This is a genomic window from Seleniivibrio woodruffii (genome assembly GCF_029267515.1).
Lineage (GTDB): Bacteria > Chrysiogenota > Deferribacteres > Deferribacterales > Geovibrionaceae > Seleniivibrio > Seleniivibrio woodruffii_A.
This window is the reverse complement of sequence record NZ_JAJUIS010000031.1, coordinates 1-3,443: the sequence shown is the minus strand read 5'-3', so window position 1 is coordinate 3,443 and position 3,443 is coordinate 1. Positions and strand designations below refer to the sequence as shown.

Below are 3,443 nucleotides of genomic sequence, written 5' to 3'. Positions count from 1 at the left end.
GAGATGGGACAGGAACAAGTGTGCAGCGTGCCACAAAGAGGATTCCTGCATAGAGTGTCACAAGAGCACACCGCCTGCGAGCCACAGACCCGGCTGGCGTGAGCCTCTTAACAGACACTGTACGACAGGCTGTCATTACCCGATACAGGAGACCACCTGTTTTACCTGCCACAAAACGGCACATGCACCTAACCAGTACAGCAAATAGGGAGCAAGATCATGAGTTTTAAAGATAAACTTCTGAACAATACAGTTTTTACCCGCCGTACCTTCCTTAAAGGAGCGAGCGTGGCGGGAGCGACTGCGGCTCTTTACGGCTGCGGCGGCGGAGGCGGCGGCAAGACCTATATGGAAGAGGGCGAGACCGTCGATGTTCCCAAGATAACTGAAAAAGTTGTTGCAGGAGCTACACCCCACAACTGCGGCGGACGCTGCGTAAGTAAATATTATGTAAAAGACGGCGTTGTGAAGAGAATCGTCACCGACGAGCGTCCCGACCTTCCTCTCGGAGGCGGAGACGATCCTCAATACCGTTCCTGCGTAAGATGCCGCTCCAGAAAACAGTGGTTCTACCGCAACGACAGACTGCTTTACCCTCTGAAACAGATGGGAAACAGGGGCGATATGAACGGCTTCCAGAGAATTTCATGGGAGCAGGCTTTCACAGAGATTGCCGCTAAGATGCAGGATGTCAAATCCCGCTTCGGCGCATACGGCTTCCACGGTATGTATGCATCAGGTGACGCTACTGGCTGGGCTTCCAGCTCTGTGAGCAGACTTCATAACCTCATGGGCGGAGCGACAGCATATTATACGACATACAGCTTCCCCTCACTGCTTCACATAGGTCAGTTCATCGATGGCAAACAGTCCAACCCTGAGGGTAACGGACGTCAGGATGCTGTTAACTCCGACTGCCTCGTTCTGTGGAGCTTTAACCCCAATGAAACGGTATTCGGAACGAACACTAACTGGTATCTTACTCAGATAAGAGAAAAGGGTGTTCGCGTAATAGCCGTTGACACTCAGCTTTCAAAAACAGCGGCAACACAGGCGGACGAGTTTATCAGCGTTATGCCCTGTACAGATGCCGCTCTGCTTCTTGCGATGATGTATCACCTTCTTAAAACACGCATGGCAGACATCGATGTTCAGTTCATCAAAGACCACTGCTTCGGTTTCTTCGATACAGGCAACACTCTGTATCACGCCGATGTGGATGCAACAAAATATACAGTTCCCGCAGGCGGCTCACTTTCAGCCTTCATCATGGGTACTGAAACAGACCTTGTTACTGCTACTGTCAATACCGCAACTTCAATCTATCCGAACACGATAGGTTATGAAGTGAACGCTGACGATGACCTTTACGGTAAAACAGTGAAAATATGGGGTCAGGCTCCGAAAACACCCGAATGGGCTGAAAAGATAACTGGCGTTCCCGCTGCCAAGATACGCGAACTCGCCGAGATGTATCTCGACAAAAAAGTGTCTACATGGATAGGCGGCGGCTATCAGCGCCACACAGAGCAGGAACAGGCTGTATGGCTTAACCGTATCTTCTCAGTTGTAACCAAAAACTTCGGTGCGGCAGGACGCAGCTCCGGAAAGAACATCAACAACGTGACAGCCGCGACTCCTAGCACAAAGATGACTGATGGCGTGACCAACGGTGTAAACCTCAAGAGCACCATTTACGCTTCAGACAGAATGACATCTCCCACCGCATATATTCCCACAGGTCAGATGTCAAACATTCCCGTGTTCACTGTTCCCGATGCTGTTGACCACAACAACGGAACAGGAGCATCAAAATGGAACTACGGTCAGATAAAAAAACTGCCCGCAGGTTTCGGTAAGTTCATCATCAACTTCAGCGGAAACATACCAGCTAACCAGTCAGGTGATGTTAACTATAACCTTGATATTTATAAAGACAGGTCAAAATGCGAATGTCTCGTGACAATCGACCACTTTATGACACCTTCGGCAGCCATTTCAGACTACGTTCTCCCCGCAACAATGGTAGGAGAGAAACCCGGTTCTGCTAACGCATGGGGTACCGGCGAGGTCTGCATCCGCATCAACAAAATCGTTGACGCTCCCGGCGAAGTACTTTCCGAATATGAAATCTGCACAGGTATCGCCGACAAACTCGGTCTGAAATCTGATTTCCTCGGCGGCTTCTCAGAAGGTCAGGCGGGTATGGAGGAAAGGATCAAAAGCGGCTGGGATTCAGCCAACCTTTCAACCAAATACGGTATGACATACGAAGAATGGTGCGAAAAAGGCGTGGCATCACTGCACACAACCTACACATCATCCCAGTATGCCATTAAATTCAAAGCGTTCCGCGACGACCCTGCGAACAATGCTCTGAGCACACCCTCCGGTAAATTTGAGGCATACAGCCTTAACATCATGGAGGACTACGAAGCCAGATATAACGAGAATATTGATACCTCCACAACAGACGACGGCGGAGTCAGCACTCTGTACGGCAGCGGAACAATCTATTCCAAATATCACGGCGACAGTACCGCCAGAAGATTCGTATATCCCATCCCCATGTATATCCCCGCTGTTGAGGGAAGACATGCTGTGGATACTACAAATCCTTCCGACGCTATGGCGCACGATGACCCGCTGGGCTGCAATGCGAAAGGGTACACATATACTCTTCACACATGGCACCTTATGTACCGTTCTCACTCAACGCTGAACAACATTGCGTATCTTGATGAGAACTATAAGAAAGATAAAAACGGCAACCCTGCTTTCCTCGACCCCAACCGTGAATACACAGACGGAGTCTGGGACGACAACGTTTATGAACCTATCTGGCTGAACCCTGCCGACGCGGCAGATCTTGGTCTTGCCACAGGCGACAAAGCGCTCATCCAGAACGACAGGGGCAAGATGTATGTTTCCGTTAAGGTCACTCAGAGAGTACCTAAAAAGATCATCTACATCGGTCAGGGAAGCTGGCAGAAAAAGGATGCACAGGGCATCGATATCGGCGGAAACGGAAACACGGTCATTACTGCACGCCCCTCAAGGATATGCAAGGGTATGACCTCTGCCAACGACTGCCGCGTGAAGATCACTAAGGCTTAACAGGGAGAGATCACATGTCTGCAAAACAGATGGCATTTTACTTTGACCAAAACAGATGTATGGGCTGCCACGCCTGTGTGGTTGCCTGTAAGGACTGGAACGACGTTAAGCCCGGTCAGGCGAGATGGAGAAGACTCTCCGACGAAGAGGTCGGCACCTTCCCCGACGTAAAGGTATTTAACCTCGTGATGTCCTGCAACCACTGCGCAAACCCCGCATGTACTGCGGCTTGCCCCGTGGGAGCGATTTACAAACGTGAAGAGGACGGCATAGTAATAGTAAACCGTGACCTCTGTCAGGATATCAGGGCTTGTCTTGTAGCGTGT

At 50.3% G+C, this 3,443-nt stretch carries 2 protein-coding genes and 1 pseudogene; all 3 read left to right on the top strand.

The features are described from left to right. Positions 1-208 (top strand): annotated as a pseudogene (locus Q7P67_RS13370) (hypothetical protein); the annotation flags it as partial. 11 nt (positions 209-219) lie between these two features. Beyond that, positions 220-3,117: a molybdopterin-dependent oxidoreductase gene (locus tag Q7P67_RS13365; RefSeq protein WP_303852734.1), complete on the top strand. Its 2,898-nt coding sequence runs from the start codon at positions 220-222 to the stop codon at positions 3,115-3,117. 14 nt (positions 3,118-3,131) lie between these two features. Then, a partial coding sequence (locus Q7P67_RS13360; protein WP_303852733.1) for a 4Fe-4S dicluster domain-containing protein occupies positions 3,132-3,443 on the top strand: 312 nt, incomplete at its 3' end.

What these genes read in the sequence shown, in the direction of transcription:
- Q7P67_RS13365 (WP_303852734.1), top strand. Translation starts at nt 220, where the DNA reads ATGAGTTTTAAAGATAAACTTCTGAACAATACAGTTTTTACCCGCCGT.